The organism is Archangium sp. (genome assembly GCF_036389735.1).
GTDB lineage: Bacteria > Myxococcota > Myxococcia > Myxococcales > Myxococcaceae > Archangium.
Genome location: NZ_DASVWK010000894.1, coordinates 1 through 1,838, shown reverse-complemented (window position 1 = coordinate 1,838; position 1,838 = coordinate 1). Strand labels below are relative to the sequence as shown.

Annotated in this window: 1 protein-coding gene; it reads left to right on the top strand. The window is 69.2% G+C overall.

Features of this window, described 5'->3' with window-relative positions; genetic code table 11:
- Positions 1-1,838: Ig-like domain-containing protein (locus VF794_RS31895; protein WP_331116889.1), on the top strand; the 1,838-nt coding region annotated here is incomplete at both ends.

Genomic DNA, 1,838 nt, shown 5'->3' with positions numbered 1-1,838 from the left:
ACCACCTACACCACCGGCGCCGTTACCTCGGCCTGCACCGTCACCGCCTCCTTCGTGCTCAACGAGTACACCGTCAGCACCCAGGTGGCGGCGGGCCAGGGCAGCTTCTCGCCCAACAGCGCCACGGTGGCGCATGGCGGCACCACCTCCTTCACCGTGACACCCGCCACTGGCTACTCGGTGCAGGCTGTAACGGGCTGCGGTGGCACCCTCTCTGGTACCACCTACACCACCGGCGCCGTTACCTCGGCCTGCACCGTCACCGCCTCCTTCGTGCTCAACGAGTACACCGTCAGCACCCAGGTGGCCGCTGGCCAGGGCAGCTTCTCGCCCAACAGCGTCACGGTGGCGCATGGCGGCACCACCTCCTTCACCGTGACGCCCGCCACCGGCTACTCGGTTCAGGCTGTAACGGGCTGCGGCGGTATCCTCTCTGGTACCACCTACACCACGGCCGCGGTGACGAGTGACTGCACCGTCACCGCCTCCTTCGTGCTCAATAGTTCACCCGACGCCGTGGATGATGCGGTGACAGTGGCGGAGGACAGCGGCGCCACGGTGGTGGACGTGCTGGCCAATGACAGCACGGGCGAGCCGCTGACGGTGACGGCGGTGATGCAGCCCGCCAGCGGCGGCTCGGTGACGCTGGAGGGCGGCGTGGTTCGCTTCACGCCGGCGCCCCACTTCAACGGCCCCGTGATGTTCACCTACACGGTGTCGGACGGTAACGGCGGCACGGACACGGCGACGGTCGCCGTGATGGTGCTGGCGGTGAATGATCCGCCGACAGGTGTGGCCGACACGTTCTCGGTGCCCGCGGGCAGCGCGCCCAAGACGCTGGACGTGCTGGCCAACGACACGAGCGCGCCAGACACGGGCGAGACGCTGACGGTGGCGGCGGTGACTCAGCCGGCCAGTGGCGGCACGGTGTCCGTGGCGCCGAATGGTACGGGCGTGGTGTTCACGCCGACGCCTGGGTTCACGGGCGCGGTGACGTTCACGTACACGGTGTCGGACGGCAATGGAGGCACCGCCATCGTCACCGTCACCGTGACCGTGGGCCGCGTGGACTCCGACAACGACGGCATCGACGATGACTCCGAGCTGGAGCTCGGCCTCGACCCGAGCGACCCCGACGCCGACGATGACGGCATCGTGGACAGCGAGGACGGCCTCACCGACACCGATGGAGACGACCTGATCGACGCGCTCGACCCGGACAGCGACAACGACGGCCTGAACGACGGCACCGAGCGCGGTGTGACGGCCAGCATGGCGTTGCCCGGCACCGACAGGTCCTCGCCGAACTTCCAGCCGGACAGCGATCCGTCCACGACCACCGATCCACGCAACCCGGACAGCGACAACGATGGACTGAAGGACGGCACCGAGGACGCCAACCACGATGGTCGTCTCGACGCCACCGAGTCGGATCCGAACGACCCCGACACCGACCACGGTGGCTTGAGGGATGGAGACGAAGTCAGTGCCGGCGGCAACCCGCGCGACTACACGGACGACCTGGTGGTCGCGGGCCGTGGCTGCTCCTCTACCGGCTCGGGCGCCCTGCTGCCCCTGCTGGCGCTGCTCGCCGTGCCCCTGCTGCGCCGTCGCCAGGCCCTCCGTGGCTCGGCAATGGGCTGGGGCGTGCTGGGGCTGCTGGCCGCCGTGTTCGTCTCGGCTCCCGCCAGCGCCCAGGACGCCTCGCAAGCCTCCCAGAGCATCGACGTGCAGCAGTACAAACCGGGCCCCAGCTCGCGCGACGTGCTGAACCTGCACGGCTCCCAGGTGGGCAAGCACCTGGACTGGAACCTGGGCCTGTCCTTCAACTACGCGAG